This is a genomic window from Rhizobium quercicola (assembly GCF_021168455.1).
Lineage (GTDB): Bacteria > Pseudomonadota > Alphaproteobacteria > Rhizobiales > Rhizobiaceae > Ferranicluibacter > Ferranicluibacter quercicola.
The window spans coordinates 57,060-82,670 of sequence record NZ_JAJOZR010000003.1; the positions used below are offsets into that span (position 1 = coordinate 57,060).

Consider the following 25,611-nt stretch of genomic DNA (forward strand, 5'->3'; position numbering starts at 1 on the left):
GGTTTACCCCACAGCTGCCAGGGCTGATTCGAGCCTGAGGGGCTGGCCGCGCGAGGCCGCGACCACAGCATCCACATCCAGGATCAGCGCCACGCGGCCGTCACCGAGAATAGTCGCCGCGGCGATGCCGGGCACATGGGTGTAGTTGGCCTCGAGGCTCTTGATGACGACCTGGCGCTGGCCCTGGATCGCATCGACCATCAGCGCGCGCTGACCGCCGCCTTCCGATTCCACCAGCAGCGCCACGCCTTCGACGGGATTGGCCTGCGTGGCGCGGAAGTTGAGGATCCGGCCGACATCGACCAGCGGGCAGAAGGAGTTGCGGATCGAGATCAGGCGTTGCGTCGCACCGAAGGAATGGATCGAGGCGGCATCCGGCTGCAGCGTTTCGACGATGGCCGTCAGCGGCACGACCAGCGTCTGGCTGGCGACCGTGACCACCATGCCGTCGAGCACGGCGAGCGTCAGCGGCAGGCTCATGGTGAAGACGGAACCCTGCCCCGGCTTCGACGAGATGTTGATGCGGCCGCCGAGCGCCTGGATGGAGCGCTTGACCACGTCCATGCCGACGCCGCGGCCGGAAAGGTCGGAGACCTTCTCGGCGGTCGAGAAGCCCGCGTGGAAGATCAGGTTGTCGATCTCCTCGTCCGACAGGTTGGCATCGGCCGCGATCAGGTCGTTGTCGATCGCCTTCTGGCGGACGCGTTCGCGGTTGATGCCGGCGCCGTCGTCGGCCAGCTCGATGATGATGCGGCCCGAGCGGTGCTTGGCGGTCAGGCGGACGGTGCCTTCCGGGTTCTTGCCGAGGGCGACGCGCTTCTCCGGCATTTCCAGGCCGTGATCGACCGCGTTGCGGATCATGTGCGTCAGCGGCTCGGCGAGCTTGTCGATGACGGTCTTGTCGACTTCGGTGTTCTCGCCCTCCGTGATGAGGCGCACCGACTTGCCGGTGATATCGGCGATTTCGCGCACTGTGCGGGCCATGCGCTGGAAGACCGGCTTCACCGGCTGGGCGCGGATGGCCATGACCGAGTCCTGGATCTCGCGGGTGAGCTGCTGCAGCTCCTCGAGGCCCATATTGATCGACGACGTGCCGTTGGTATCGTTCTCGATGACGCTCTGCGAGAGCATCGCCTGGTTGATGACGAGCTCGCCGACAAGGTTGATCAGGCGATCGACGCGGTCGAGATCGACGCGGATCGTCTGGCCTGCGGCGGCGGCCTGCTGGGCGCTGGCGGCATTGGCGGGCGCCTGCTTCGCGTCGGCAGCCTTGGCGGCGGCACTGGCGAGATTCAGGACGTTGCTGGCGGTTTCGAGCGCCGTGACCGTGGCTTCGCGCTCGCCGGCTGCGATCTGCTCCTCTTCTTCCACCACGCCGAGCGGATGCTCGGGCTCCTCATCGAGGATCGACAGGTCGAAGGGAACGGCCTGCATCGGGGCTTCGCCTTCGATCGCGTCCGGCTGTTCGCCTTCGGCGCGCTCGGCCACCTCGAGTTCGCAGTCCCATTCCGCAAATTCGAAGACGCCGCGGATCGCATCCTCGCCCTTGTCGGTGCGAAGCGAGATCTTCCAGGAGAAGTAGGCGTCCTCGGGGTTGAGGCCATCCAGCGACGGCAGGCTGTCCATGTCGCAGTGGATGCTCATCTCGCCCAGACGCGAAAGGTCGCGCAGAAGCAGCGTCGCCTCGTTACCCTTGCGATAGAGATCCGCATTCGGCTTGAAAGAGATCTCGAAGGTCGGCATCGCGACCGGCTCGACGGCGGCTTCGTCGCCGAAATCGTCGAACGAGAAGGCGACGGGCACGAAGCCCTGGTCGTTGGGTGCTGCCGGAGCCGGGGCCGGCGCGGCAGGCGCGGGCTTGGCGGCCGCGGGCTTGGCTGCAGCCTTGGCCACGGGAACCTCCGCAGCTCCGGGAAGCGGCGTGCCGTGGGCCAGGGCCTCGAGTTCGCGGATCAGCTGCTTGGAGCGCGCTTCATCCACACTGCCGCCGTCGCGGGCACAGTTGGTCAGGTCGGCCAGAACGTCGGCCGACTTGAGCATGACTTTCAGAACCTCCTGCGTGGGTTCCAGCTTGTTGGAGCGAACGCAATCCAGCGTCGTTTCGAACACATGCGCGAACGAGACCAGATCATCCAGCCCGAAGGCGCCCGCGCCACCCTTGATGGAGTGAACGGCACGGAAGACCGCATTGACCGTCTCCGGATCACGATCCCCGTCATTCAAACGAAGGAGACCGGATTCCAGTTCTGCGAGCTGTTCTTCACATTCCTGGAAGAAGATCTCTTTGATTTCATTCATATCCATAGCTGGAATCCTGGCGAGGGTTTTTTTAAGCGGTTACGCGCTCGATGGCGTCGATCAGCTTGGTCGGATCGAAGGGCTTGACGATCCAGCCGGTCGCTCCGGCCTGGCGGGCGCGGTTCTTCTTTTCCGCGTCGCTTTCCGTGGTCAGGACCAGGATCGGGATGGCGCGGTACTTCTCGTTGCGGCGCACACCTTCGATGAAGCCGAAGCCGTCGAGGCGGGGCATGTTGATGTCGGTGACGATGACATCGGGATTACAGTCTTCGAGGACTTCGAGACCTTCGATGCCGTCTTCGGCCTGGATGGTTTCGAAACCGGCATTGTTGAGCGTCACGAGGAGCATATTCCGGATGGTCCGGCTATCGTCCACGGTGAGAACCTTCTTCTTCATTTTCAGATCTCCTTCGCCATCAGGTGGTCGACATTGACCCCGATGAGCTGCGTCGTTTTTGTAAAAGCGTCCGACACCTTGGAAAGGGTGAAGGCGTGTTTGTCCTCTTCCCAGCTTTTGGCGCCAGCCATCAGCACCTGGACGCAGAGCGCTCCGACCCGCTCCACCGCCGAGGCGTCGATGACGATGTTGCTGCCGCGCATCTCCGTCAGCTTGCGATGAAGGGCGCTGGCCTCGTTGAGGTCGAGGACCGGCGCGAGATTGAGCGTCTTCGATGCGGCTTTCTTTGGGGCCATCACGGCGCCTTTCCTTGTGTCACCTGGAGGAGATTGACCTGTCGAACGAAACCGTCCGCGTTGCGATGGCCGGCAGGGCCGGTGTCACGCAGGCGAAACGGGCATGGACGCAGAGCCGGGAGCATCGTCATGATCGCCCCCATGCCGACACGCGCCCGAAGGCGATGTCGTCCTCGTCTTCGAGAAAGGCCTCCGTCCTCGCCACCGGCACAGGCAAAGCCTGTCGCGGCAGCGTGGGGGCGGCCATCGTCTTGTCCGCTGCGCGTGCGCCAGCGGGGCGCAGCGTGAAGCGGCGAATGGTTTCGCCAAGCTCGATCGTCACCATGCGCGCGGTCTGCCCGGCAGCCGCCGTGCGTTCAGCGTCGCCGGTGAGGCCTGCAAGCGCGCGGCCGGAGCGGCCGATCTCGCTGCGGAGATCTTCGAGGCTGGACAGATCCTCGCCCGACTGCCGCGCGATGCCGGTGATGGCGGACTGGATGCCGTGGACCTGCTCGACGATGCTGCCGATGGCGGCCTGCGTGCGGCCGACGCGTTCGACACCGGCGTCGACCTGGGCCTTGGTGCCCGTGACGAGCTGCTTGATCTCGCGGGCCGCATCGCCCGAACGCTGGGCGAGCGCCCGGACTTCCTGGGCGACGACCGCGAAACCGCGGCCGCTTTCACCGGCGCGTGCCGCTTCGATACCGGCATTCAGCGCCAGAAGATTGGTCTGGAAAGCGATTTCGTCGATGACGCCGATGATCTCGCCGATCTTTTCGGCGGAGGATTCGATGTCGGCCATGGCCGCGATGGCAAGACCGGCGATCTCGCCGCTGCGCTCGACCGAATGTCCCGTCGCCGCAACCGCTTTTTCGGCCGCAGCACTTTCGCGTGCGCTGTCGCGAACCCGGATGACCAGGGCTTCCAGGCGTTCGGCAACCGAATCCAGCGCTGCCGCTTCGGATTGCGCGGCCGAACCCAGGCGTTCGGTTCCCTCGGCCAGCGTCTCACCTGCCGTGGCGGACGAGGCGATGCCGGCATCCAGATTGCGCAGGTTCGCCTCGATCGCATCGAGCGCGGCATCCAGCGAACGGGCAAGCGGGGCTGCGGCCTCCGGCGCGTCGGCCGGGGTGCGCGCCGAAACGTCGCCGGCGGCCAGAGCCTCGGCGATGCCGGTGAAGGCTGTAAGCACCTCGGCTTGCGACGTGGCGCGCGTTTCCGCCAGCTGGCGCTGGTGCATCTGGCGCTGTTCGTTGAAGCGAAGGGTAACGCCGATTTCGGTATCGACGAAGACGGTGCGGACGAGAGCGGAGACAAGCTCCGTCAGTTCCTGCTGCTTGCCCTTGCCGGTCGCCAGCATGGATTTCGGCCAGAACGCCTCGATGGCGGACACGATCAGCTTCTCGAGAATGACGCCATGGCCGGCGATCTGCCAGCGGGGATCGAGGCCCATGCGGCTTTCCGCATCGGCCAGCACCTTGACGCGCTCGGCATAGAGACTGTCGAACCGCGCATCGGTCAACACGCCCCAGTGCGCGGCGTGGAGGTCGTGCAGCCGGTCGATCTGACGGTCGCTGGAGAAATGGCGCGAGGCTTCGGGAAAGGTCTGTAGGCGCTGGAAAAGATCGCGCAGAGCGAGATCGACCTGCGGCTGGAGGGCCTGGCGGTGACGGCGCAGGATGTCGGTTTCGCTGGAATCCAGCCCGGCAAACCGCAGGCGCTCGACCAGGCTTCCTGCCTGCGCCCTCCGATTCTGGTCTGCCACGGCTTCCTGTCCCACGTTTGTCCCCGGTCCCGGTATGTCTCCCGTCAGGACCGATGACCATCACCGCCTGCCGAATGAAATGAGAGGGCGCGCGATGGCGCCAGATGATGCCTGCCTGTCCGAAAACGGAACATGTGCCCCGTTAACGTCACATACCGGGTTGGAACCGGCTCGTCGGATCGGCATCATGCCCGGGAGGGGACAAGGGGTCCCCGCTTCGACGTGTAGGGACCATGTTTATGGTTAATTCGTTGCTTGAAAGTTAACGCCGGCCCCCTAATCCACAGAACGCTGAAAGATCGTTCCGGAAAGGCCGCAAATGCCTGTCGGCACAGGTTTTCATCCCCCATTCCTCGCAATTGTGGCCGTGGTCTCGCGCGCATAGAAAGAGGACACTTCCGGCGCGACATTTTGCGGCCCGGCGACCGCGTGATGGACGACGCGATGAGGTCGTCCCGGCATCGTGCGCGTCTTTCGGGAAGGATCCAGCGGACATCATGATGATGACGCGAAAAGGAAACGGGCAATGATTGTTCTCGGACTGAGCGCCACCCTCATCGCATGCCTGACGCTCGTTGCCATCTCCGTCCTTCTCAACATCGACGACGGTCGCGTCGCGCTTCCCTCGCGCGTCCTCTGAGCCGTCCTGGGGACGCGCATCATCTGAACATTTCCCGTTGCTGAAGATCTAACCCGGCGCGCGCGCTGCCCTATCTTCTGGTTCATCCATTCGGAAAGGAACCATCCATGGGTATCGAAAGCATCCTCATCTTCCTCCTGATCGGCGCAGTGGCCGGTTGGCTTGCAGGCCTCATCGTGTCCGGCTTCGGCTTCGGCCTGTTCGGCAACATCATCGTCGGCATCATCGGCGCCTTCATCGCAGGCTGGCTGTTCCCGCGTCTCGGCTTCGTGATCGGCGGTGGCATCCTTGCGGCCATCATCCACGCGACGCTCGGTGCGATCATTCTCCTCGTTCTCATCCGCGTGATCAAACGAGCCTGAGAAGGAGGTATCATGTCCAGCACGACAGACCCCAAGATCGAAGCCGCGCTCGCGTCGTTCATTTCCGACCATCCGGAAATCGACAGCCGCGACGCGGCCATCGCCGCCATTCTCGAGAACTGGTTTACGAGCCACGGCTATCTGCCGCACGGTCAGGAGGGCACGCGCCCCGAAGACCTTGACGCGACCAACGACGACTGAAAAAATCGGCAGCGGCCAGACATGAGGCGGGCGGAACGGTCCGCCTTTTCGTGTCAGCGCCTTTTCGCGTCAGCGCGTGAGGGGCTGGCCACCGGTAAATCTTCAGACAGCGGACAGCCTCATGAGTCTTTCCTCCGTGACAGCCTTCCTGGCCGAGAAAGCGCCCGACCTTGAGGTCATCGTTCTCGACGAGAGCACAGCGACCGTCGCCATGGCAGCGGCCGCGCACCGGGTCGTGCCGGCGCAGATCGCCAAGACCCTGGCGCTTCGTATCGCCGACGACGTGATCCTGATCGTCACGGGCGGCGAAGCGCGCCTCGACAACAGGAAATTCAAGGCGCGGTTCGCCACCAAGGCCCGGATGCTCGACCTTTCCGACGTGGAGGCGGAAACGAGCCATCCGGTGGGCGGCGTCTGCCCGTTCGGCCTGCCGAAACCACTTGCGGTCTATTGCGACGTCTCGTTGCGCGCCTTCGACATCGTCGTGCCGGCGGCCGGCGCCACCAATGCGGCCGTGCGGATTTCGCCCGAGCGCATGGCCGAGATCACCGGAGCGGCGTGGATCGACGTAACGGCCTCGACATAAATCGGCCGATCGTCTCGTCTACTGAAAAAATTATTTAGACCAAAGGGTTACAGGATCGCCGCACCATGATAAGGCGCAGATGGTCGCGCCTTGCGGGCCGCCTGCCTTGTTTCAGCCATCGAATGGCCAAGAAAATTGCCTTGAAGCGGCGTTTTCGACCGATAGTGAGAGAATCAACGCATGAACAGGATTGCCTTGTCGGCTCTGCTGGCGGCGTGCACCGCCACCTCGGCTGCCGCCATGGACCAGACGCTCGTTCGCCAGTTCCAGAAACTCGATCCCGCCACGCGGCTGGAGCAGCGCTGCGATACCGAAGCGATGGAGCGCATCAACAAGGACAAGACCACGTATCGGCCCGACAAGGTCATCGCCTATGCGTTCGGCGATCCGGTGACGGGCACCAACACCATCTCCGCCCCCGGCGCCGTGTTCCGCAGTCAGGGAGAATGGTATCGACTGAAATTTCGCTGCACCACCGGCCCGGATCACATCGACGTGCGATCGTTCAAATACGAGATCGGCAGCCAGATTCCGCATGATGCCTGGGAAAGGCACTATCTCTATCCCTGATGTCCGCCGATCCTTCGTCCTACGTCTTTCGGGGTGACCGTCGAGACGGTTTTAAAGGAACGCCCAGAGACCGAGAAGCGTGAGGACGGCGAGGAACGCCATGGTGTTCAACAGCGTGCGCATCATATGTGTGGCCATGTTCAACTCCTCCCTCAGCGCGGCCGATGCTTGCTGCATGCCGCACGCTTCTGCCGATCGACCTGTCGCTCTTCCGGAACGGCCTCCTCCAAGGCGCGTCCCCCGTCAGGCGCCGAGGCCCCTGATCTAGCGAGTATATCATCTATTCGTTAAGAAACCTCATGACAGAGATGTGAACCTCTGTATATTAGCAAATGCGATAATTCACCCGTCCGCTCTCGCGCTTGCGAAAAATTTTTTGGAGGAGCGTGGAATAGAGCGCCGTCGCCATGCGTATATCTTGCATGGACGACAGGAAAAGCCCCTTCGATGTCATCGGCCAGCTCGGCGCTCTGCGGCGTTACGCCCGGTCGCTCGTGCGCAATCCCGACGATGCCGAGGATCTGGTGCAGGATGCGCTGATGCGCGCCTATGAGCGCCGCCCGACCTTTCACCAGGGTGCGAACCTGCGGGCATGGCTGATGTCCGTCCTTCACAACACGCATATCGACAGCCTGCGGCGCAAGCGCTCGCAGACGCGGCGCGTGGAGGAAGCGGCTCTGCTTTCGCAAGGCCTGCACCATGGCGGTGCGGAAGATGTCGTTCGTCTCGGGCAGTTGCGCGAGGCGTTCTTCAGCCTTCCCGAAGAGCAGCGCGCCGCGCTGCATCTCGTTGCCATCGACGAGATGTCCTACCAGGACGCCGCGCGCGTCCTCGATATTCCCGTGGGAACGCTGATGTCGCGTCTTTCCCGCGCACGGGCCCGCCTGCGCGCGTTCGAGGAAGACCGCACGCCGACCCACCTCAAGATCGTTGGAGGCACCGACAATGACCATGGCTGACCCGATCCTCGACAGCGACCTCGATGCCTATGTGGACAACCAGTTGACGCCGCAGCGCCGGCGTCAGGTCGAGGCGTATCTGGCGCAGAACCCGGAGTCGGCTGCCCGCGTGATGGGCGACCTGCATCTGCGCAGCGAACTGCGCCTGTCGCTGCAGGCAACCGTCGATCCCGGCGGCACGCGGCAGACCCGTGACGCCGCGCGTCGGCTGGAAGGCGGCCTGCGCTTTCCGCGTATGGGGCAGCAGCTGCAGAAGGCGGCGGCCGTCGCCCTGCTCGTCGGGGCCGGCTGGGTTGCCAGCACGAGCTTCGGGCCGTTCCAGGTGACCGAGGTCGTGGCCTCCGAGCCGCCGCCCGCCCATGTGGAAGAGGCCGTGCGCGCCCACCGCACGGCGGAGATCCGCGAGACCATGTCGTCGCAGCCGGAGGTGCGGACCTACGACCGCGAGGACATTCGCGCGGCGACGGCGATCGTCATGCCGGCCCTGCCCGACGGCTGGACGGTGGTCGATGTTCAGGTGTTTCCCTCGCGCTTCGGCCCGAGCGTCGAGCTTGCGATCCGCACGCCGGACAAGGAGCAGATGTCGCTCTTTGCCGTGCGGCCCGGAGCCTTCTCGGTGCGGCCGGTCAAGACCTACGCCATCGACGGCATCGAGGCGGCGGACTGGCAGATCGGCGACGTGGCCTATGCGCTGGTGTCGGCGACAGACGATGCGAGCGGCGATGCCCGGCTGGCGAAGACGGCGGAGCGCCTGTCCAAAACTCTGTACTGACCTCTGGCGCGTCCGGCGCCAGGTCATTCACCCTTTCTCATCTATCAAGGAGAACCTCGATGAGCTTCAGCAATCCCGGCCCGCGCTACGGCGCAACGGCGCAAAGCGGCGCCTTCCTCGACCAGGCCCTGCGCCAGCACATGCTGCGCGTCTACAACTACATGGGCCTTGGCCTCGTCGTCACCGGCCTCGTCGCCTTCATCGTCGGCACGACGCCGGCGCTCTATGTGCCGATCTTCCAGACGCCCCTGAAGTGGGTCGTCATGCTGGCACCGCTCGGCTTCGTGCTGTTCCTGTCGTTCCGTCTGCAGACCATGTCGGCCGGCGCGGCACAGGCCATGTTCTGGGCGTTCTGCGCCGTGATGGGCCTGTCGCTCGCATCCGTGTTCCTCGTGTTCACCGGAACGAGCATCGCGCGCACCTTCTTCATCGCCGCAACCATGTTCGGCGCGACAAGCCTCTATGGCTATGTGACCAAGGCCGACCTGTCGAAGATGGGCTCGTTCCTGATGATGGGCCTGATCGGCGTCATCATCGCCTCGGTCGTCAACATCTTCCTCGGCTCGTCGGCACTGCAGTTCGCCATCTCGGTGATCGGCATCGTCGTCTTCGTCGGCCTCACCGCCTATGACACGCAGAACATCAAGGAACAGTTCGCCGAGAACATGGATCAGGAATCGCAGCAGAAGCTCGCCGTCTTCGGCGCGCTGTCGCTGTACCTGAACTTCGTCAACATCTTCCAGCTGCTGCTGAACTTCACCGGCGAGCGCGAATAGTCCCCTCACGTTCCCCGACACCGATGCCCCTTCCCTTCCGGCCGCGAGGACCGGGAGGGAGCCCATCCGACCAGACCCCTGCAACAGTTTCGTTGCGCATGAGATCACGGAGACACATCACCATGGACAGCAATGACCGCCAGGCGATCGACGGGCTTTTCTCCCGCATTGCCGAGGTCGAGCGCCAATCCGGCCCGCTCGATCAGGAGGCCAATGCCTTCATCGGCCAGAAGATCGCGGCACAGCCGACGGCCCCCTACCTGATGGCACAGACCATCGTGGTGCAGGAGCAGGCCCTTGCCAAAGCCGAGCAGCGCATCCAGGATCTGGAGCGCCAGTCCTCGAGCCGGTCCTCCGGCGGGCTGTTTTCCAGCCTCTTCGGTGGCGGAAGCCCGGCCGCCCCTGCCAGCCGCGCGGCCCCTGCCGCCGCCTACGGACAGCAGGCGGCACAGCAAGGCGGCTATGGCCAGACCGGCACGGCCATGGGCCAGCCGCCAGCGGGCCAGCCGAACAGCCCCTGGGGCAACCAGGGTGCAGCCCAGCAGGGCCAGCGCAGCGGCGGCGGCTTTCTCCAGGGTGCCGCCCAGACCGCCATGGGCGTCGCCGGCGGCATGCTCCTCGGCAGCGCCATCGGCAGCATGTTCTCCGGCAGCGAAGCCAACGCGGCGGAAACACCGGCCGAGCCGGAAGCACCGGCGGACGACGTCGGCGCCGATATGGGCGACGACATGGGCGATATGGACTTCTGATCGCTTGAAAGAGGTGCATGCACGCAAGGAAGGAGCCGGTCGCAAGCCGGCTCTTTCGCGTGATGTCAGCGGCGTCGGTGAACGTGCCAATGCGCCCGGAAACCGACGTGGCGGGCAGCCGACAGGGATCGTTCGCGGCTTCGATCGCCTGATCTTGCAGGAATATTTTGCGGAGGAGAATGGTGCTGCTAGAGAGATTTGAACTCTCGGCCTCTCCCTTACCAAGGGAGTGCTCTACCCCTGAGCTATAGCAGCACTGAAGACAGCGGCGGCGTGTTGGCGACCGTGTTGGAGCGAGGGCCTATTGCCATAGGTTTTCCGGGAGCGCAAGGCGGGTGGTGCGGTTTTCTTGTGTTTGGTCGGATTTGAATAGCGGGACGCGGGTTTCACGGGGCGCGGTGATTTCGTAAGGATGGCGCGCTGGCGATGCGGTGATCGGCAGCCTCGGTGCGATGGATCCGTCGATGCGGGCGGCAGATCGAGGCGGAGGGGAGACGAGAGAATGAGCGAAGCGGAGCGGCAGGCGCAGGCGCGGCGGGAACGGGCGGCACGGACGTTGCGGGAGAACCTTCAGCGGCGAAAGCAGCAAGGGCGTGCGCGACGGGCGGGCGATGCCGACGAGGCCGTGGGACTGCCGGCGGCAAACGGCGAGGTGCCGACCGCTGCAACCTCAACGGCCGCGGGTGACGGAGCCCTCGCCGACGCCGGTTCGGCCGGTGAGACGGCAGAGGAATAGGCGGCTCGCTGCTCCCCGCCGCCGCCGAATCGGTAGGCGCAGGGCCAGCATCGGTCACGAGCGCGCGCAGGATCGGCCGCAAGCGCTGCGCGGATCGCGCAGTCTGCCGCAAATCCGGACGAATTCTCGAGATAATGGTGCGCGGCACCCTTCTTTTGGGGCTCCAGCATCGCCCATACACCCGCTTGCGCCTCGGCGTCCTGCGGGTCGCTTCTCATTTGCCATGGCTTGCTTTATGGAAGCCGTCTTTCCTGCCGACGTACGGCATATCTATTATTCAGGGGCTCCCTAGCCCCGACGAGGACCGATCATGGATCGCATCAGAATTACCGGTGGCAACGAGCTTCACGGGATCATCCCGATTTCCGGCGCCAAGAACGCCGCCTTGCCGCTGATGATCGCATCGCTCCTGACGGACGACACGCTGACGCTGGAGAACGTGCCGCATCTGGCCGACGTCGAACAGCTCATCCGCATTCTCGGCAATCACGGCGCCGACATTTCGGTCAATGGCCGGCGCGAGCGGCAGGGCGAAAGCTATGCCCGCACGATCCACTTCACCTGCCGCAACATCGTCGATACCACGGCGCCCTACGAGCTCGTCTCCAAGATGCGGGCGAGCTTCTGGGTCATCGGCCCGCTTTTGGCGCGCGAGGGCCGAGCCCGCGTGTCGCTGCCGGGCGGCTGCGCCATCGGCACGCGGCCGGTCGACCTGTTCATCGAGGGCCTTGCGGCGCTTGGCGCGAACATCGAGATCGACAGCGGCTATATCAATGCGACGGCGCCAACCGGCGGGCTGATCGGCGCGCGCTACGTGTTTCCCAAGGTCTCCGTCGGCGCGACGCATGTCATGATGATGGCGGCGACGCTTGCCAATGGCACGACGACGATCGGCAATGCCGCGCGCGAGCCGGAGGTGGTCGATCTCGCCAATTGCCTGAATGCCATGGGCGCGAAGATCACCGGTGCCGGCACCTCCACCATCACCATCGAAGGGGTCACCTCGCTTTCCGGCGCCCGCCACCGGGTTCTGCCCGACCGCATCGAAACCGGCACCTACGCCATGGCCGTGGCCATGACCGGCGGCGACGTGATCCTGGAAGGGACCGATGCGCGCCTGCTCGATACGGCGCTGGAAGCGATCCGCCGCGCGGGCGCCGAGATCACGCCGACGGAAACCGGCATCCGGGTCTATCGCAACGGCGGCGGCATCAAGCCGGTCGATGTGGTCACCGATCCCTTCCCCGGCTTCCCGACCGACCTGCAGGCGCAGTTCATGGGCCTGATGACGCGCTCCAGCGGCGTTTCGCACATCACGGAGACGATCTTCGAAAACCGGTTCATGCACGTGCAGGAGCTTGCCCGCCTCGGCGCGCGCATCACCCTGTCCGGCCAGACGGCCAAGATCGAGGGCGTGCCGCGCCTGAAGGGTGCGCCGGTCATGGCGACCGACCTTCGCGCCTCCGTGTCGCTCGTCATCGCCGGCCTCGTGGCCGAGGGCGATACGACCGTTTCCCGCGTCTACCATCTGGATCGCGGCTTCGAGCGGCTGGAAGAGAAGCTGACCCGCTGCGGCGCCATCGTCGAGCGCGTCACCGACTGATGCGACCCCGGTCGCGGCTCTCGGCGCAAGCACCCGTTGCGCAAGGATGAGCCGCGACCTATCTCTGCTACAGGACCACGGACCCCGATGGCCCGACAGGCAGAACCGCACAGGCAGGATCGCATGGACACATTGAAGCTCATGGCGCTCGACGCGCAGGACCTCGAGATCATATCCGCCCATGTGCAGGATGCGGTCTTCAAGGTCGAGGGCATCTCCTATGCGCCGCGCACCGGCACCTTCGCGCTGGTGGTGAACCGGTTCGTCTGGGAAAAGACGGTCGATGGGAAAACCGGCACCCCGGACAAGAAGACCAACGAGCGCCGCCGCGCCGTGATCGGCTTTCACCGGGTGACCTCCGTGCGCTCCATCGGCTTTTCGCGAACGGATACGGATGCCGTGCTCTCGCTGCTGGCCCTGCGCTTCGAGCCCGCGGGCGAAGGCCCCGACGGCGTGCTGGAACTGGTGCTGGCCGGGGACGCGACGATCGCGCTGCATGTGGAATGTATCGAGGTACAGCTTGCGGATACGGGCGGGGCGTGGGAAACCGCTTTCAGGCCCCATCATCCGGAAAGCTGATCCGGACAGCTGAAACGGTGCGGGTCCGCACCCGACGAAGAAGCGGCCCGTGCGGCTGTCGATCCGGACGGTGCCGTTTCGCCTGATATGCCGCATCCGATACGACGCCCGCCGATACGAAGGAACCAGACCCAGTGGCCATTCGCCTCGATCATCGCGCTTCCGATTTCGAGGCCGCTTTTGCGGCTTTTCTCACCACCAAGCGGGAGGTGTCCGAGGATGTCGACCTCGCCGTGCGCCGGATCATCGCCGATGTGCGCGAACGGGGCGACGCGGCGCTCGCCGAGTACACGCTGAAATGGGACAAGCTCGACCTTTCCTCGACGTCCATGACCGTGACGGCCGAGGAGGTGGATGCCGCCATCGAGGCCGTGCCTTCCGAGGTGCTGGGCGCGCTCAAGGTCGCCGCCGTGCGGATCGAGGCGCATCATGCCCGCCAGCTGCCGAAGGACGACATCTATACCGACGCCATGGGCGTCGGCCTCGGCTCGCGCTGGACGCCGATCGACGCCGTCGGCCTCTACGTCCCCGGGGGAACCGCGAGCTATCCGAGTTCCGTGCTGATGAACGCATTGCCGGCCAAGGTCGCGGGCGTGCCGCGCGTGGTCATGGTGGTGCCGGCGCTGGCCGGCGCGATCAATCCCGCCGTGCTGGCCGCGGCCCGCATGGCCGGCGTGTCGGAGATCCACCGGATCGGCGGCGCGCAGGCGATCGCAGCGCTTGCCTATGGCACGGCCACCATCGCGCCGGTCGCCAAGATCATGGGCCCCGGCAATGCCTTCGTCGCGGCCGCCAAGCGGCAGGTGTTCGGCACCGTCGGCATCGACATGATCGCCGGCCCGTCCGAAGTGCTCGTGATCGCCGACAAGGACAACGATCCGGACTGGATCGCAGCCGACCTTCTGGCGCAGGCCGAGCATGATCCGGGCGCGCAGTCGATCCTCGTCACCGACGACGCCGATCTGGCCGATGCCGTGGAGCGTGCGGTCGAGCGGCAGCTGACCACGCTCCCCCGGGCCGAGACGGCGCGCAGCAGCTGGCGCGACTTCGGCGCGATCATCCTGGTCGAGGACCTCGCCTCCGCACCCGATCTCGCCAACCGGATCGCCGCCGAGCATGTCGAGCTGGCGCTCGCCGATGCGGATGCGATGATCCCGCAGATCCGCAATGCCGGGGCGATCTTCATCGGACGCTACACACCGGAGGTCATCGGCGATTACGTCGGCGGCTCCAACCATGTTCTGCCGACGGCCCGCTCGGCCCGCTTTTCCTCCGGTCTCGGCGTGCTCGACTACATGAAGCGCACATCGATCCTCCGGCTCGGGCCGGACGAGCTGCGCGACCTCGGCCCCGCCGCCATCGCGCTTGCCCGTGCGGAAGGGCTGGAGGCGCATGCGCGCTCCGTCGCGATCCGGCTCAACCTCGGAGACGCGGGATGAGCCAGCCGCCCGCCTTTCGCCTGTGCGACGTGGTGCTAGACGAAACGATCGGCCGCTCGACGCCCGATGTCGAGCATGAGCGGGCGGTGGCGATCTTCGACCTGATCGAGGAAAACAGTTTCGAGCCGATCGGTCATGATGGCGGCCCCTACCGGCTGAAACTGTCGCTGATGGACAGCAAGCTCGTGCTCGTCGTGACCACGGAGGCGGGTGGCGACGTCATCACCCATATCCTGTCGCTGACGCCGTTCCGCCGGATCGTGCGCGACTACTTCATGATCTGCGAGAGTTATTACGAGGCGATCCGCAGCTCGACGCCGAGCCAGATCGAGGCGATCGACATGGGCCGGCGCGGCATTCACAACGAGGGCTCGCAAACGCTGATGGATCGGCTTTCGGGCAAGATCAAGCTCGACTTCGATACGGCGCGCCGGCTCTTCACCCTCGTCTGCGTGCTGTACTGGCGGGGATAGGCGATGGCGCCGGGGCTTGAACCGCGAGACGACGGCGCCAGTCCACCCCGATCGGTGCTGTTCATGTGCGGCATGAATGCCATCCGCTCGCCCATGGCCGAGGTGCTGGCGAAGGCGCTTCTGCCGCCCGGCACCTATATCGCATCCGCAGGCGTGAAGACCGGCGAGCGCGATCCCTTCGTGGATGTCGTGCTGGACGAGCTGGGCCTGACCGCCGGACGCCACGAGCCGCACACGCTGGACCAGCTCGAGGACGATTATTTCGACATGATCGTCACCCTTGCTCCGGAAGCCCACCACACGGCGCTGGAGCTCACCCGCTCCATGGCGGTGGATGTCGAATACTGGCCGACGGCCGACCCGACGGCCACCCGCGGCACGCGCGACCAGATCCTTGCGGCCTATCGCGACGTCCGCGACCATCTGGAAAGTCTCATCCGGCATCGTTTGCTTGGACAAGCGCCGCGCAAGATGCCATAGAGCGGGTCACGCGCAGCCGCGCATGCGAGGACAGGCGTTCTCCGGCGGCCGCACGGACCCTCGTCGAAGCCTTCGTGCCCGGCCTGCAGCGTCGAAAGACGCCGTTTTGCCGTTGCCGAACCCTGGTTGCTGACGGAAAGATCGAAAACCGGAACGCCGCTGTTCACAAACGGACGGTGATTGTGTAGTTTCCGGCAAATTTTGTAAAGAGGCCCAGTGCCTTCCTGAAACTCGGAAAGACAAATCGTCAATGGCGAAAGAAGAAGTCCTCGAATTCCCGGGCGTCGTAACCGAACTGCTGCCCAATGCGACGTTCCGCGTCAAGCTGGAGAACGAACACGAGATCATCGCCCACACGGCCGGCCGCATGCGCAAGAACCGCATCCGCGTTCTCGCCGGCGACAAGGTGCTGGTGGAAATGACCCCTTACGACCTGACCAAGGGCCGTATCACCTACCGCTTCAAGTAAAGCGGGCGGCACGGGCACGGCGCGCACCGCCGGCCTCGGGACGGCTGCCATCGACCGCGGTCCGGTCGCCTTTGAGCTGTCGCCCTGTTTTCCGCCGCGGTCGCGACACGGCGCCTCGACCATCCACCGTTTCCGTGCGAAAGCCGTGTCGAGGCAGACGTGGACCTGCGCCACACCGCTGCGCAACGTAACCTGCCGCAGGTGCTCGATCCTGGAAACCGGTTCCGGTCGAGATCCCCGCGGAGAGATCCGGGAACGACAGACGATGGCACACGATCAGACGCTTATCCTGGCATCCGGCTCGCCGCGCCGCGTCGAGCTGCTCGCCCAAGTGGGCATCGAGCCCAAACGCCTGATGCCGATGGATCTCGACGAGACCCCGCGGCGCACGGAGCATCCGCGCTCGCTCGCCTGGCGGCTTTCCGCCGAGAAGGCGCGCGCGGCTGCCGCGGCGCTGAAGGGTATGGACGAGGCGCGCGGCGCCTATCTGCTTGCGGCCGACACGGTCGTCAGCGTCGGCCGGCGGATCCTGCAGAAACCCGAGAGTGTCGGCGAGGCCACGGCGGCGTTGACGCTGCTCTCCGGCCGCAGCCACCGTGTCTACACCGGCATCTGCCTCATCACGCCGGATGGCTCTGTACGGCAGAAGGTCGTGGACACGAAGGTCCGCTTTCGCCGCCTGACCTCGCACGACATCGAAAGCTATCTCGCCTCCGGCCAGTGGCGCGGCAAGGCGGGCGGCTATGCCATCCAGGGCATTGCCGGCAGCTTCGTGGTGAAGCTCGTCGGCTCCTACACCAATGTCGTCGGCCTGCCCCTGACCGAAACCGTCGCCCTTCTCTCCGGCGAGGGCTTCAACGTGCATGACGCCTGGCTTGAAGGATGACACCATGAGCAACGAGACCCCCAAGCCGCCGCGCGGCGCCAAGCCCCCCAACGACACCGGCCCCGCACCCGCCAAACCCGCATCCAACGTCGCCCCGCTGCGCAAGACCGTGCCCTGCCCCGAATGCGGCCGCCCGTCCCACCGCGAGCACTACCCCTTCTGCTCGAACCGCTGCCGCGACCTCGACCTCAGCCGCTGGCTGACCGGCGCCTATGCCATCCCCGTCTCGCAGGACGAGGACAATCCCGACGATACGCTGCAGAACAGCACGCGCGACGACGAATAAGCCGCAGCGCCCGACGACGATCTTTGCCGCCGTGCGATCGAGTGCGCCGGACAGCAACAACGGCCAGCTTGTTTCGAACGCCCCCGCCTTCAGCCTTTCGTGCGCCCTTCCGCCCAGATGATCGGGAAAAGGAGCCCGCGCAGCGCAGCCGAACAGCCCTCGCGCGCGCCCGAAACAGCCGAAGAAGCTGAAGTCTATCAACACGTTGATCCCGAAACGCATTTTCTGTCAGAAAAACGCCATCTGGCGCTGGACACCTCCGAACAAGATGTTATAACCCCGCTCGCTTCCCGGGGAAAACCAAAGCCCTACGGTCCGAAGGGACCTTCGAAGCCGGTATGCCCGGATAGCTCAGTTGGTAGAGCAGCGGATTGAAAATCCGCGTGTCGGTGGTTCAAATCCGCCTCCGGGCACCATTAACTTGCTGAAAATGCTAGGTTTTCAAGGTGCTCTTTGATCCCGCTTGTGCTGGAAATACACTAGCGCACGTCTAGCACAGCCTGCAAAATTGCTCTTTTCCTTCAAGGCCCATCATGCCTGCTTCGGTTGCAGGTTAGCGCAGCTTTAACGCAGGCGTGCTAGCAACGTAACCGATTTTGGAGAGCCTCATGTTGCAGCGTGCGAAGCAACCCCAACAACCCTTTGTCCTCTTTCAGCGTACCGGCGGCGCTATCTGGTCGGTACGTTTTTCCGCTGGCGGCAAGCAGATCAGAAAAAGCCTCGAAACGGAAAACTATGACGAAGCGCATCACCGGGCCTACCAGATCTGGAGCGAGGCGAACTATCGGGTGAAAAATGGCTTCACCGCCGTCGTTCGTCCCTTCGCGGATGTGGCCGAGGAGTTCATCAAGCTCGTGATCGCCGAGAGCGAGCGTAACGACCGCAGCGAATATCATCCCCGCGACTGGCCCCCGGTCATTCGCCGCTATCTCATCGGTTTTTTCGGTAACAAGCCCATCGACACGATCCGCGAACCGGATATCGGGCGCTACATGGAATGGCGCCGGAACTACTGGGTCAGCGGACCGGGAAAAGATATCGAGTTCATTCGCTATGAACGCGGCGGGAAGATCCTACGCCGTTCGGCACGCCATGAGGTTCCGACGATCAGCCGTCAGCGAGGCGAGTTGACCATCGTGCGGGCTTTGTTTCAGCAAGCCGTCAAATGGGGTTATTGTGGCAAGCTCGATATTCCAGACCTCAAGGTCCGAAAGCGCGTCGATAACAGCCGTCCGAGCTTCACGCCGGAGGAATTCGAGCTGCTCGTCAGCACGAGCTTGCAACGCATCTACCCCGATCATAGCGGGCAAGGACAGCTGATCCGCGGCAAAGACGGCAGGGTCTGGCGGCAATTCCGACAGAACATGCATGTCATCTCCGATAGACTGAAACTGCACGCCCATATCGAAATCGCCTCCGGTACGGGAATGCGACCGACGGAGCTTAAAAATCTCAACTGGGGCCATGTCGTCGGTTTCCGCTCGACACGGCAAAACAAGCTGGAAGACCAGGATGTTCGCTTTCAGGTGCAGGGCAAAGGCAAGCACGGTGCATTGGTCCCGCACCTGACCGTCATCCCATGGCTTCATGCGCTCTGGGATGCTTTCGAACGAGAAGTCGAACGCGAACCGCGAGACGATGATCCTGTTTTCGCCGATCGTCACGGTAATCGTATTCAGAGCTTCAAGAAGGGCTTTTCCGAGCTATTGAAGGTCTGCAATCTACAGACAGATTTTCGCGGTGTGGCGCGCACCACCTATTCGTTGCGGCACTATTACATCTCGGAAATGATCGCGCGCGGCGTCGATGTCTATGATATCGCCCGAAACACGAGGACGTCGATTGCGATGATCGACAAGCATTACGGCCAAGTCAGCACCGAGCGTCGCAAAGATCAGTTGCGGCCGGATCATAAGGAATGGTGAGCGCCGACATTACGCCGCGAATGCCCGGAAATATCCGCTGACCCGACCATCCTGCACCCGGTAGGCGGTCACGCCGTTTTCCACGACGATGACGGCCGAGTACGTGCGGCTGTCAAAGCTGATCTCGCTGACAAGCTCTCTGATCGCGGCATGTGTTTCGCAGCGAAGCTCATAGCGGGCGATGTCATCGGCTTGCTCCCACAGCGCACGCAGCCTGCCGATATGGTCGCAGGTTTCCATCGGGCTATCGTGCCGAATGGACCGGCGCTGGCGTTCTCCCTGCTGGTGCCGTAGCTCGCCTTCGACAGCATGCCGTTCGCTTTGCCGGACCTTCAGCAGATCAACGATCGCATCTGGTGGTTCGCTACTATCCTCGATGACTTGCGCCAACCGCTGCTCTCTCCTGCGAAGCTCTTCCCGTTCAAGCGTCAGCCGGGCAATGCTCTCGTCAAGCTCGCGATGAGCGTCATCGAACCGCGTCGATTGCAGCGTCTCCGCAAGGTTGAGTTCGTTGACATGGTCGAGGATCGCCACCTCCAGCGGCTGATACCGAAAATGCCGATTGCCATCGACACAGCGATGACCCCGCACATAGTTCGCGCAGACGAGATAGCGACCGTTTTCATTCTCTTTGACCCTGCTCATCTTCATGGTCATCGGCCCGCCGCAGTGGGCGCAATGGCAAAGCCCGGTGAAGAGATTGGCGAATGTGTTGCCCTTGCGGCCGGGTTTGCCCGGATTGCTTCGCCTGGCCTGCACCCGCAGAAACACATCCTTGTCGACGGCGGCGGGAAAGTAATTCGCGATGGGCTCGCCATCCGGCACGCGCCTGCTATCGATAATCCGATGCGGCTGGAACGTGCCGATGACATCCGGCCGGGTGAGCAGCGCCTTGATGACGCTCTGATACCAACCATCCTTGCTCTTGAACGCGGGAATGCCGTCCGCATTGAGCTTGCGGGCGATCACCGTCGCACCGAGACCGCGCGTTGCCATCTCGTAGATCGCCCGGACAGTCTTCACATGGTCGTTCAACGTGAACGCGTAGCGGTTCGCGTCAATCCGCTTGGCGTCGATCCAAGCGGGGGTAATACTGGTGATATGCCCTTTGCCTTCGCGCGCCAGTTCTCGCTTGCGTTTTGCGACCGCGCTGATGCGTTCGCTTTTGGTCTGGCTCTCCTCGTGTCCCCGCGACATGACGGCGAGGCCGATGATGAGCTTGGTCCAGTCACCATTGAGCCGGTCACGGCTGTAAATCTGCCGATCCTCGCCCAGCGTCACGATGACAATCCCGGCATTGATGATCGCCATGAACAGCGTCAGCGCATCCGGCACGGCTTCCCTCGATAACCTGTCGAGGCTTTCGATCAGCAGGTAGCTGCCCTTGGGGATCTGCCCACTCTCGACCATCGAGAGGAACCGGCCGAGCGCCCCGGTCTTGAAGTTCCGACCCTTCCACGCGCTGACGCCCAAGTCCTGCAAGCTGTCGTCCAGAAGCAGAGCGTGTTCGTCCGCTCAAGCTGCCGGCGCAAGCTATCCCCACGAAGCTGCTTGCGGGTGCTCATGCGGACGTAGGAATACGCTCGGATCGGAAACGGGCTGCTGTTGCTGTCGTCGGTACCCATGACGGCCTCCTCATGTTGCGATCCGCTAACATGGGGCTATCGGGCGGGCGAGCGTGAAGGGCGGAGTGTAACCGGCTTGAACGGAGTGCAGGTGCGGCTTGCGCATCAAGGTGGTTCAAACCACCTCCGATTCGAGCCCATGCTAGCGCAACCCAGGCGATTGCAGAACCGCTAATTTGCACGAGCGTAATGGTTGTGACGCGCACACGCGTGTGGCTGGCGGATTGCCGGAATGGAAGCAAGCGAGCGGGCGGGGCTGCACTTATGAGCTTAAATGGAACCATGCGGACCGGCGTTTCCGGTATGAATGCGCAGGCGAACCGCCTGAGCACGGTTGCCGACAACATCGCGAATGCGAGCACGACCGGCTATAAGAAGGCGTCGACAGAATTCTCTTCGATGATCCTGGCGACGACGGGTGGCACCTACAATTCCGGCGGCATCACTACCGACGTCCGCCACGCGATCTCAGCGCAAGGCACCTTCACCGACACCACCTCGGTGACGGACCTCGCCATCGACGGCAAGGGGTTCTTCGTCGTCACGGGCACCGACGGTCTGGAATACCTGACCCGCGCCGGTGCGTTCACGCCCGTGGATGACGGAACGCTGCGCAACGCGGCCGGCTTTACCCTGATGGGGTACGAATATTCCTCGACCAAGGACCCGACCATTGTCGTCAACGGCTTTTCTGGCCTTTCGCAGATCACTCTCGCAGAGCAGGCGTTGACCGCAACAGGCTCCACGAGCGGTGTCTTGGATGCGAACCTGCCGTCGAATGCCGATGTCGGCTACGAAAAAGCGACCTCGCTCGTTGCCTACGACAGCCAGGGCAACACACGAAAGATCGAATTCCAGTACGAAAAGACCGATGACAATGCCTGGCGCCTACAGGTTAGCGAAGGTTCATTCTCTCTTACGAAATTCACGACAACAAGCGACGCGGTGGTCCACGGGTCGCTCGACGGGGCGCCAAGCCCCTTGGCAGTTCCTGACTGGACCGTCGATGAGCAAGGCATTGGCCGACAGGTCAACTACACATACACGAGGATTTCCCCGACGAGCTGGGCTTTGGATGTCATCGACACATCGACATCCGGCGTCATTGCCAGTCGGGTTCTGGATTTCGATAGCACCGGCAATTTGACCACAGACCCCATTCTGCAAACGACCGCCTCGACCTTCGCCGGCGCGACGCTTCCATCTATTCGCATCGATCTATCTCAGATCAGAAACTCCCCGGGGCCGCACATCCCCGTCACTTCGTCCAACGGGAACGAAACAGGCAGCCCGATCAATCTTCTCTTCGACACCAATGGACGACTGATCGGCCCCGCCAGCGTGCAAACGGTCGCAACCGTTTCCGGCGGCACGGTTCTTGAAGGCCTCGCGATCGATATTTCCGGATCGACCCAACTTGCTTCGGACTTCACCGTGTCGAACGGCAAGATCGACGGCACGTCGGCCTCCAAAGCTGCCAGCTACGAGATCAGCGACGACGGTGTGCTCTCGGTAAAATACGACAACGGCAAACTGACGCCCAAATACCGTATCGCCATGGCCTCGGTGCAAAGCCCCGACCACCTGGAGCCGCTGTCGGGCAACGTTTATGCGCAGAGCAGCAATTCCGGTGCGGTCGTCATGGGTTATGCCGGCAGCAACGGCTACGGCAGCATCATTTCCGGCTCGCTGGAAAATTCCAACGTCGATATCGCCGAGGAACTGACGAGCATGATCGAATCTCAGCGAAGCTACACGGCCAACTCCAAGGTGTTTCAGACGGGTTCAGAGTTGTTGGAAACTCTGGTCAACCTGAAGCGCTGATACCTTTGTGCCGACGTGCTCGGCGAACTGTGGTCAGGCGGTGCGTTCTATCATCGCTCGGCAGAACTCTTTGCTCGCCCTTTTGGCAGACGGCTGTATCCGGGAAACACGTTCAACGGTTTCGGAAAGGATCACAGCATGTCTCACCTCAAGGCTCTCAAGCTCACCTCAGCCGTCGCGGTTCGCGCAACGGTCGATCCGGTGCAGCGTTCGCGGGAAAAGATGGTCGCAGCACTCGCCGAGCAGAAGCAGATGGCGGAAGCGAAGATCGCCGGTCAGGCGTTCACGCCCACGCATGTCGTGCGCAAGAAGAATGCCGAAGGCGTGCGCGTCGAAGTCGAAGCCCCCAAGCGCGTGCGTCAGGGCTGGTTCACCGATGGCGGCGGCAAGGTCTTCCTGGCCCTTCGCTACGCCGGCAAGACCATCGAGTTCGCCAAAGACAAGAACGCCATCGAGATCGGCGACCTCTCTGCACTGCCGAAAATCATCGACACGGTGATTGAAGCGGTTCGCGCTGGCGAACTGGACACGCAGCTGACCGCTGCTGCCGTCGAGCGCGGCCAGATGCTGCGCAAGCCCAAGTAAGCCGCGCGTTTTTGCGGGGTATGCATCCGAAGCCCATGGGATCATATGATCCCATGGGTTTCATGCGTTCCGGCCTGCCGGAACGCTGTCAAAGAGCGTCACGGACGCGCGTTCGTTAGGAGACGCTACACGCTACCGTTTTCGCCTTGCATCGCATTCCTTGAAGCGTCTGTGCGTCTGCTTGATGCGCGCAGCCCGCTCGGCTTGGCCCTAAAACACGCACGCCATTGCCGGTTCGCTCCCCGCATATTGCGCTCGCCCTTTGCGCCCGTTGGATTTTTGTTTCCGCCGAATTCGAGCGGAGACCCTATGCAGAACCATTCAAGCGATGACGACACGAAACTCAGGCAAGCGCAAACCGATTTGGCCATGCTCTTTTCCACCGACCTGCACGTGGGAGCCGAACGTTTCTACAAGATCAAGCGCAAGGGGACCGCGCTGAACCTGCGCTACGAAATCGATGGTGAATTGCACCAGCGCAGCTATCTATCCGCTCTCTCGTGGCGGGCGATCCTGCTGTTTGCTCTCACCGAAAGCAAAACCGTCATCGTTCATGAGATGGACGAGCCGGGCCGTTATCGGCGGCTGTTTCCGACAACGCTGTTGCGTCGATTGCAATGGCATGCCCGGCCGAACGCGAACTTTCCGCCTGTCGCGCGGCTCTATGATCCCAACGGCAGCGCCGTCATGCTGCTGACCCGAAGCCGACTATGCGGTCATGCCGTCGATGTCCTCCACAACCTCACTGATGGCGAGCCTGTGTTTCAGCCGCTGTGGATTTCCGACATCATGGCGTTGCGTCCGATGCTCGGCATCAACCTTGTCCGCGACGATGCATTCTCGGCCACCATGCCGGTCAGTGCGTATCTGGAAGCCGCCGCGATCACGGGCCGAATCGCCGCGGAGCCGGAGCTTTGCGAGACGCCTTTCGGCGGCAACGTACCCCGGCTCGAACTGCCGCGACCATCCGCGGCAGTTCGCAGCCTCTTCGATCAGGCATGCCGCGAAAATCCGGCTGTGCAGGATCTTCAAGGCCGCACTGCATACGGCGACTACGACTTCGATTGACCAGTGAGAAACGCCGCGAATTCGCGTTGATAAGCCTCAAGCACGCTGTCGTCTTCATGGCGCATGTAGGCATCGTGCGGGCCAGGGTCCCCAGCCTTAGCCGCCTTATAGATGGGGTTGCGCTCAAGCCAGTCATCCGAAACCGCCTGGTCGAGCCTCATTTGAAGTAAGATCATTCGGCACCGGACCGCGTCGATTTCCTCAGCCAATGGCGCGTATACGTCAGGCCACTCGGTTTGGTAACGATAGATTGCAGTCTCGGCATCAGCCAATACGTCGCTAAGCATCGAATTGCTCCTTCAAGCTGTGAGATTTTTATGTTCAATGGGATACCGGGGCCGAACCGGCCCCGGGTTTGTCGTGTTTCACGACAACTTGGCGTCTTAAGCCGGGTTGCTCCGCAAAGCCCGCATCCTTCGCAGAACGACCAGTTCCTCAAGGCGCTGGAACATCTGCCGATAGCTTAGTCCCCTGATATAAGCGTAGTCAGCGCCCAGCACCTGCAAGAGCTTCTCTTCGGAAATGGCCTCGCCTTCTGCAGCCAGAATTGTCTGCGCCAGCGGTAGAAGCTCATCCGGTGTAGGCCACGGGCAATGGACGACCTTGCAGCGGTCGCGGATGAACGAGCCTATTCTTGCCGGCCAAGCGCCGCGCTCACCAGGCCCCGTGGTGCACCGCCCCCGCCTCCTCCTCCAGGCACGGGCCCACGACCGCGATCGGCTTCTGCCCCGCGGCAAAGACGGTGCGGGAGGGGAGGTCCATGGTGGGGTTGTCGGGGTGATCCCCGGTGAGGGTTTTCAGGGCGTGCTCGGAGAGGCCGTAGACGACGCGGCCGATGCCGGTCCAGTAGATGGCGCCGGCGCACATGGCGCAGGGTTCGGCCGAGGAATAGAGCGTGCACGTGGCGAGAAAGGGCTCTCGGTAGCGTTTGGAGGCTTCGGTCGCGAGCAGGCGTTCGGCATGGGCGGTGGCGTCGAGATCGGGGAAGTAGCCGTTTTCCATTTCGATCAGAACCTCGCCGTCCGGGCCCGTGAGAAGCGCGCCGAAGGGCATGTTGCCGTGGGTCCGTGCGCGGCGGGCGATGTCGAAGGTCTGTCGCAGGCACCGCGCGTCGGCTTCGGTGAGAGGCGAGCCCGTGACGGGCTGGGTGTTCGGGGCTGCGACGACCTGCGTGGTGCCGCTCTCGGAAGTGGCACCACGGTCGCGTGCTGCCGGGTTCGTCGATGTCTGTTCGGCTGTCGTCCTGTCGCACATGGCGCTCTCCTGGATCTGCCGTCGGGTCG

General features: G+C 63.4%; 29 protein-coding genes, 2 tRNA genes and 1 pseudogene. 23 read left to right on the forward strand and 9 right to left on the reverse strand.

The features are described 5' to 3' along the window. Positions 1–3: 3 nt before the first annotated feature. The 4 genes from LRX75_RS05470 to LRX75_RS05485 form a co-directional block, all read right to left on the reverse strand. Entirely contained in the window at positions 4–2,304 is a 2,301-nt protein-coding gene (locus LRX75_RS05470) for a chemotaxis protein CheA (protein WP_231812575.1), read from the reverse strand. A 25-nt stretch (positions 2,305–2,329) separates the two neighbouring features. Continuing rightward, a complete protein-coding gene (gene cheY1, locus LRX75_RS05475; protein ID WP_062470377.1) occupies positions 2,330–2,695 on the reverse strand; it encodes a chemotaxis response regulator CheY1 in 366 nt (121 codons plus the stop codon). Between the two features lie 2 nt (positions 2,696–2,697). Continuing rightward, positions 2,698–2,991: an STAS domain-containing protein gene (locus LRX75_RS05480; RefSeq protein ID WP_113149177.1), complete on the reverse strand. Its 294-nt coding sequence runs from the start codon at positions 2,989–2,991 to the stop codon at positions 2,698–2,700. Between the two features lie 127 nt (positions 2,992–3,118). Continuing rightward, positions 3,119–4,750 carry a methyl-accepting chemotaxis protein gene (locus LRX75_RS05485; protein WP_231812577.1) on the reverse strand — a complete coding sequence of 544 codons (1,632 nt, stop codon included), beginning with the start codon at positions 4,748–4,750 and terminating at the stop codon, positions 3,119–3,121. 732 nt (positions 4,751–5,482) lie between these two features. On the opposite strand from LRX75_RS05485, the gene LRX75_RS05490 reads away from it, so the two are divergent. The 4 genes from LRX75_RS05490 to LRX75_RS05505 all read left to right on the forward strand — a co-directional run bounded on the left by LRX75_RS05490 (position 5,483) and on the right by LRX75_RS05505 (position 7,094). Next, positions 5,483–5,737, forward strand: coding sequence for a GlsB/YeaQ/YmgE family stress response membrane protein (locus tag LRX75_RS05490; protein WP_092932100.1), 255 nt, complete (start codon positions 5,483–5,485; stop codon positions 5,735–5,737). Positions 5,738–5,749: 12 nt separating this feature from the next. Further along, on the forward strand, positions 5,750–5,938 hold the full coding sequence (locus tag LRX75_RS05495; protein WP_092932098.1) for a hypothetical protein: 189 nt from the start codon (positions 5,750–5,752) through the stop codon (positions 5,936–5,938). A gap of 121 nt (positions 5,939–6,059) precedes the next feature. Continuing rightward, positions 6,060–6,524, forward strand: coding sequence for a YbaK/EbsC family protein (locus LRX75_RS05500; protein WP_231812579.1), 465 nt, complete (start codon positions 6,060–6,062; stop codon positions 6,522–6,524). A 180-nt stretch (positions 6,525–6,704) separates the two neighbouring features. Next, positions 6,705–7,094 carry a DUF930 domain-containing protein gene (locus tag LRX75_RS05505; protein WP_231812581.1) on the forward strand — a complete coding sequence of 130 codons (390 nt, stop codon included), beginning with the start codon at positions 6,705–6,707 and terminating at the stop codon, positions 7,092–7,094. A gap of 51 nt (positions 7,095–7,145) precedes the next feature. On the opposite strand, the gene LRX75_RS23255 is transcribed toward LRX75_RS05505, so the two are convergent. Further along, positions 7,146–7,271: a hypothetical protein gene (locus LRX75_RS23255; RefSeq protein WP_269456077.1), complete on the reverse strand. Its 126-nt coding sequence runs from the start codon at positions 7,269–7,271 to the stop codon at positions 7,146–7,148. Between the two features lie 245 nt (positions 7,272–7,516). Between LRX75_RS23255 and LRX75_RS05510 the strand changes: the two genes are divergently transcribed. From LRX75_RS05510 to LRX75_RS05530, 5 genes are all read left to right on the forward strand, one after another. Further along, a complete protein-coding gene (locus LRX75_RS05510) occupies positions 7,517–8,053 on the forward strand; it encodes a sigma-70 family RNA polymerase sigma factor (protein ID WP_231812583.1) in 537 nt (178 codons plus the stop codon). Next, complete coding sequence (locus LRX75_RS05515) at positions 8,040–8,825, forward strand: anti-sigma factor family protein (protein WP_231812585.1); 786 nt, start codon at positions 8,040–8,042, stop codon at positions 8,823–8,825. Before LRX75_RS05510 ends, LRX75_RS05515 begins: the two co-directional genes overlap by 14 nt. 59 nt (positions 8,826–8,884) lie before the next feature. Next, positions 8,885–9,601, forward strand: coding sequence for a Bax inhibitor-1/YccA family protein (locus LRX75_RS05520; protein WP_113149183.1), 717 nt, complete (start codon positions 8,885–8,887; stop codon positions 9,599–9,601). Positions 9,602–9,723: 122 nt separating this feature from the next. Then, a complete protein-coding gene (locus tag LRX75_RS05525) occupies positions 9,724–10,350 on the forward strand; it encodes a DUF2076 domain-containing protein (RefSeq protein WP_231812586.1) in 627 nt (208 codons plus the stop codon). 4 nt (positions 10,351–10,354) lie between these two features. Next, positions 10,355–10,552: a hypothetical protein gene (locus LRX75_RS05530; RefSeq protein WP_231812587.1), complete on the forward strand. Its 198-nt coding sequence runs from the start codon at positions 10,355–10,357 to the stop codon at positions 10,550–10,552. Here the strand turns inward: LRX75_RS05530 and LRX75_RS05535 are convergent. After that, a tRNA-Thr gene (locus LRX75_RS05535) sits at positions 10,531–10,605 on the reverse strand. The two genes, LRX75_RS05530 and LRX75_RS05535, sit on opposite strands and share 22 nt — an antisense overlap. Before the next feature lie 247 nt (positions 10,606–10,852). On the opposite strand from LRX75_RS05535, the gene LRX75_RS05540 reads away from it, so the two are divergent. The 11 genes and pseudogenes from LRX75_RS05540 to LRX75_RS05590 all read left to right on the forward strand — a co-directional run bounded on the left by LRX75_RS05540 (position 10,853) and on the right by LRX75_RS05590 (position 19,226). Beyond that, the gene (locus LRX75_RS05540; RefSeq protein ID WP_231812588.1) at positions 10,853–11,086 is read left to right on the forward strand and encodes a hypothetical protein; all 234 of its coding nucleotides are present in this window, start codon (positions 10,853–10,855) and stop codon (positions 11,084–11,086) included. Positions 11,087–11,396: 310 nt separating this feature from the next. After that, entirely contained in the window at positions 11,397–12,689 is a 1,293-nt protein-coding gene (gene murA / locus LRX75_RS05545) for a UDP-N-acetylglucosamine 1-carboxyvinyltransferase (protein ID WP_113149186.1), read from the forward strand. Between the two features lie 123 nt (positions 12,690–12,812). Beyond that, positions 12,813–13,268, forward strand: a complete 456-nt coding sequence (locus LRX75_RS05550) for a DUF2948 family protein (protein ID WP_231812589.1) — start codon at positions 12,813–12,815, stop codon at positions 13,266–13,268. A gap of 134 nt (positions 13,269–13,402) precedes the next feature. Then, positions 13,403–14,707 carry a histidinol dehydrogenase gene (gene hisD, locus LRX75_RS05555; RefSeq protein WP_231812590.1) on the forward strand — a complete coding sequence of 435 codons (1,305 nt, stop codon included), beginning with the start codon at positions 13,403–13,405 and terminating at the stop codon, positions 14,705–14,707. After that, on the forward strand, positions 14,704–15,180 hold the full coding sequence (locus LRX75_RS05560; protein WP_113149189.1) for a UPF0262 family protein: 477 nt from the start codon (positions 14,704–14,706) through the stop codon (positions 15,178–15,180). The genes hisD and LRX75_RS05560 overlap by 4 nt, the downstream gene beginning before the upstream one ends. 3 nt (positions 15,181–15,183) lie before the next feature. Then, positions 15,184–15,660 carry an arsenate-mycothiol transferase ArsC gene (locus LRX75_RS05565; RefSeq protein WP_113149190.1) on the forward strand — a complete coding sequence of 159 codons (477 nt, stop codon included), beginning with the start codon at positions 15,184–15,186 and terminating at the stop codon, positions 15,658–15,660. Positions 15,661–15,910: 250 nt separating this feature from the next. Continuing rightward, positions 15,911–16,129 (forward strand): translation initiation factor IF-1, encoded by a 219-nt coding sequence (gene infA / locus LRX75_RS05570; protein WP_004435948.1) that lies wholly within the window; start codon positions 15,911–15,913, stop codon positions 16,127–16,129. Between the two features lie 265 nt (positions 16,130–16,394). Next, the gene (locus LRX75_RS05575; RefSeq protein WP_231812592.1) at positions 16,395–17,015 is read left to right on the forward strand and encodes a Maf-like protein; all 621 of its coding nucleotides are present in this window, start codon (positions 16,395–16,397) and stop codon (positions 17,013–17,015) included. A gap of 61 nt (positions 17,016–17,076) precedes the next feature. Continuing rightward, positions 17,077–17,301, forward strand: a pseudogene (gene yacG, locus LRX75_RS05580) (DNA gyrase inhibitor YacG); the annotation flags it as partial. A gap of 340 nt (positions 17,302–17,641) precedes the next feature. Continuing rightward, positions 17,642–17,717, forward strand: a tRNA-Phe gene (locus tag LRX75_RS05585). 192 nt (positions 17,718–17,909) lie between these two features. After that, positions 17,910–19,226: a tyrosine-type recombinase/integrase gene (locus LRX75_RS05590; protein WP_231812594.1), complete on the forward strand. Its 1,317-nt coding sequence runs from the start codon at positions 17,910–17,912 to the stop codon at positions 19,224–19,226. Between the two features lie 9 nt (positions 19,227–19,235). On the opposite strand, the gene LRX75_RS05595 is transcribed toward LRX75_RS05590, so the two are convergent. Further along, positions 19,236–20,708: a recombinase family protein gene (locus tag LRX75_RS05595; protein ID WP_231812596.1), complete on the reverse strand. Its 1,473-nt coding sequence runs from the start codon at positions 20,706–20,708 to the stop codon at positions 19,236–19,238. 407 nt (positions 20,709–21,115) lie between these two features. On the opposite strand from LRX75_RS05595, the gene LRX75_RS05600 reads away from it, so the two are divergent. From LRX75_RS05600 to LRX75_RS05610, 3 genes are all read left to right on the forward strand, one after another. Then, a complete protein-coding gene (locus LRX75_RS05600; protein WP_231812598.1) occupies positions 21,116–22,675 on the forward strand; it encodes a flagellar hook protein FlgE in 1,560 nt (519 codons plus the stop codon). A 15-nt stretch (positions 22,676–22,690) separates the two neighbouring features. Beyond that, on the forward strand, positions 22,691–23,260 hold the full coding sequence (locus LRX75_RS05605) for a DUF6641 family protein (RefSeq protein ID WP_231812600.1): 570 nt from the start codon (positions 22,691–22,693) through the stop codon (positions 23,258–23,260). Positions 23,261–23,569: 309 nt separating this feature from the next. Further along, on the forward strand, positions 23,570–24,328 hold the full coding sequence (locus tag LRX75_RS05610; RefSeq protein WP_231812602.1) for a DUF2958 domain-containing protein: 759 nt from the start codon (positions 23,570–23,572) through the stop codon (positions 24,326–24,328). Here LRX75_RS05610 and LRX75_RS05615 read toward each other — a convergent pair. Together LRX75_RS05615 and LRX75_RS05620 are read right to left on the reverse strand one after the other, a co-directional pair. Beyond that, positions 24,313–24,615, reverse strand: coding sequence for a hypothetical protein (locus tag LRX75_RS05615; protein WP_231812603.1), 303 nt, complete (start codon positions 24,613–24,615; stop codon positions 24,313–24,315). The genes LRX75_RS05610 and LRX75_RS05615 overlap by 16 nt on opposite strands. A 367-nt stretch (positions 24,616–24,982) precedes the next feature. Next, a complete protein-coding gene (locus tag LRX75_RS05620) occupies positions 24,983–25,582 on the reverse strand; it encodes a nucleoside deaminase (RefSeq protein WP_338110274.1) in 600 nt (199 codons plus the stop codon). Between the last annotated feature and the right edge of the window lie 29 nt (positions 25,583–25,611).

Excerpts from the sequence above, each read along its gene's own strand:
- LRX75_RS05470 (WP_231812575.1), bottom strand. The coding sequence starts at position 2,304 with ATGGATATGAATGAAATCAAAGAGATCTTCTTCCAGGAATGTGAAGAA.
- cheY1 (WP_062470377.1), bottom strand. The coding sequence starts at position 2,695 with ATGAAGAAGAAGGTTCTCACCGTGGACGATAGCCGGACCATCCGGAAT.
- LRX75_RS05480 (WP_113149177.1), bottom strand. The coding sequence starts at position 2,991 with ATGGCCCCAAAGAAAGCCGCATCGAAGACGCTCAATCTCGCGCCGGTC.
- LRX75_RS05490 (WP_092932100.1), top strand. The coding sequence starts at position 5,483 with ATGGGTATCGAAAGCATCCTCATCTTCCTCCTGATCGGCGCAGTGGCC.
- LRX75_RS05495 (WP_092932098.1), top strand. The coding sequence starts at position 5,750 with ATGTCCAGCACGACAGACCCCAAGATCGAAGCCGCGCTCGCGTCGTTC.
- LRX75_RS05500 (WP_231812579.1), top strand. The coding sequence starts at position 6,060 with ATGAGTCTTTCCTCCGTGACAGCCTTCCTGGCCGAGAAAGCGCCCGAC.
- LRX75_RS05505 (WP_231812581.1), top strand. The coding sequence starts at position 6,705 with ATGAACAGGATTGCCTTGTCGGCTCTGCTGGCGGCGTGCACCGCCACC.
- LRX75_RS23255 (WP_269456077.1), bottom strand. The coding sequence starts at position 7,271 with ATGCAGCAAGCATCGGCCGCGCTGAGGGAGGAGTTGAACATGGCCACA.
- LRX75_RS05510 (WP_231812583.1), top strand. The coding sequence starts at position 7,517 with ATGGACGACAGGAAAAGCCCCTTCGATGTCATCGGCCAGCTCGGCGCT.
- LRX75_RS05515 (WP_231812585.1), top strand. The coding sequence starts at position 8,040 with ATGACCATGGCTGACCCGATCCTCGACAGCGACCTCGATGCCTATGTG.
- LRX75_RS05520 (WP_113149183.1), top strand. The coding sequence starts at position 8,885 with ATGAGCTTCAGCAATCCCGGCCCGCGCTACGGCGCAACGGCGCAAAGC.
- LRX75_RS05525 (WP_231812586.1), top strand. The coding sequence starts at position 9,724 with ATGGACAGCAATGACCGCCAGGCGATCGACGGGCTTTTCTCCCGCATT.
- LRX75_RS05540 (WP_231812588.1), top strand. The coding sequence starts at position 10,853 with ATGAGCGAAGCGGAGCGGCAGGCGCAGGCGCGGCGGGAACGGGCGGCA.
- murA (WP_113149186.1), top strand. The coding sequence starts at position 11,397 with ATGGATCGCATCAGAATTACCGGTGGCAACGAGCTTCACGGGATCATC.
- LRX75_RS05550 (WP_231812589.1), top strand. The coding sequence starts at position 12,813 with ATGGACACATTGAAGCTCATGGCGCTCGACGCGCAGGACCTCGAGATC.
- LRX75_RS05560 (WP_113149189.1), top strand. The coding sequence starts at position 14,704 with ATGAGCCAGCCGCCCGCCTTTCGCCTGTGCGACGTGGTGCTAGACGAA.
- LRX75_RS05565 (WP_113149190.1), top strand. The coding sequence starts at position 15,184 with ATGGCGCCGGGGCTTGAACCGCGAGACGACGGCGCCAGTCCACCCCGA.
- infA (WP_004435948.1), top strand. The coding sequence starts at position 15,911 with ATGGCGAAAGAAGAAGTCCTCGAATTCCCGGGCGTCGTAACCGAACTG.
- LRX75_RS05575 (WP_231812592.1), top strand. The coding sequence starts at position 16,395 with ATGGCACACGATCAGACGCTTATCCTGGCATCCGGCTCGCCGCGCCGC.
- LRX75_RS05590 (WP_231812594.1), top strand. The coding sequence starts at position 17,910 with ATGTTGCAGCGTGCGAAGCAACCCCAACAACCCTTTGTCCTCTTTCAG.
- LRX75_RS05600 (WP_231812598.1), top strand. The coding sequence starts at position 21,116 with ATGAGCTTAAATGGAACCATGCGGACCGGCGTTTCCGGTATGAATGCG.
- LRX75_RS05610 (WP_231812602.1), top strand. The coding sequence starts at position 23,570 with ATGCAGAACCATTCAAGCGATGACGACACGAAACTCAGGCAAGCGCAA.
- LRX75_RS05615 (WP_231812603.1), bottom strand. The coding sequence starts at position 24,615 with ATGCTTAGCGACGTATTGGCTGATGCCGAGACTGCAATCTATCGTTAC.
- LRX75_RS05620 (WP_338110274.1), bottom strand. The coding sequence starts at position 25,582 with ATGTGCGACAGGACGACAGCCGAACAGACATCGACGAACCCGGCAGCA.